At 46.2% G+C, this 862-nt stretch carries 1 protein-coding gene; it reads right to left on the reverse strand.

What is annotated here, in order from left to right:
* Positions 1 to 302 precede the first annotated feature (302 nt).
* Positions 303 to 862 (reverse strand): Ldh family oxidoreductase (locus ACTNC3_RS11415; protein ID WP_441227507.1); only part of this gene is annotated, 560 nt, incomplete at its 5' end.

Genomic DNA, 862 nt, shown 5'->3' on the forward strand with positions numbered 1-862 from the left:
ATCTTGAGTAAGTTCTAACTCGAGATCATAGTAGATTTTGAAAAGCACCCTTTGGGGAGCTCTGTTAGAGTTACCCTTTTATAGCCACTGATAAAAAAGATAATTTTCTGCGAATCTATGCTTGACTTTTCATAGCTGGTCTCCTTCAACGATACCCTTTCCGGGTCTGGGTAAATAAACCACTGGTATAATCATATACCACTTAACAAAATAAAGCAAAAATTATTTTCAACATAATTATTTTTATTGTTTTAATCGTTTTTTTATGATTATTCTGTCGCAGGAGAATATTTGCTGATTATTTAGTTGGAAGCGAGCTCTATGATCTGTCTCCAGATTCCGTCATCAACGTGAATTCCTTCCTTCATGCTCTTCGCGCGGCGTTTTCTCGTCTGATCACCCGGACATGTCACCGGACGGGCCGAATCGATCGGATGCGCATTTCTGGCTGCCGTAACGCGACGATCCAGCTTTTCCATAATCTCTTCCTGTTCTCCGAACATGTTCGGGTCGTATGCAATGAAAATCTGAGAGCAGCCCCCGCAGCTTCCAAGTCCATCTGCGTCCATATCTGATCCGCTTTTACCGTTCGCCATTAAGGTTGCCGCCAGATCCAGGGCAAGTGCAAGGCCGGAACCTTTCCAGTATCCGGTCGGAAGAATCCTCCGACTCTCTTCGATTGCCCCCGGATCGCTGGTGAGATTTCCCTCCTTGTCAAATCCGCCCGGATACGGAAGTGATTTTCCGGCCAGTGCATATTGCGGAGCTAATCGGCCGGGTTTGCGAAGCAAAACGGCCGCATTCCGTTTCTGAACGGTCGGCACGAGCTCTATCTTAGTGGTCCACTCCTTTATAATGATGC

The organism is Oribacterium sp. HCP3S3_B9, from assembly GCF_052064255.1.
Lineage (GTDB): Bacteria > Bacillota > Clostridia > Lachnospirales > Lachnospiraceae > Oribacterium.